1 pseudogene is annotated in these 243 nt (G+C 37.4%); it reads right to left on the bottom strand.

The annotated features are described in order from the left end of the window. Positions 1 to 243 (bottom strand): annotated as a pseudogene (locus FUA24_RS03130) (recombinase RecA); the annotation flags it as partial.

The following is a 243-nucleotide window of genomic DNA, read 5'->3' as shown; positions in this document are numbered from 1 at the left end:
AACAGTACAGTTAGTTTTGCTAATTGAAGCTGTTAGTTTTCTTAATGCTTGCGACATTAAACGTGCATGTAAGCCCATTTTTGAGTCGCCCATTTCGCCTTCAATTTCACTTTTAGGTGTTAATGCTGCTACAGAATCTACCACCACAATATCAATAGCGCCTGAACGTATTAAATTATCGGCAATTTCAAGGGCTTGCTCACCGTTATCGGGTTGCGATATTATTAAATTATCAATATCAAC

The sequence above is a fragment of the Seonamhaeicola marinus genome, assembly GCF_008085455.1.
This window is presented reverse-complemented; position numbering and strand designations above follow the sequence as displayed.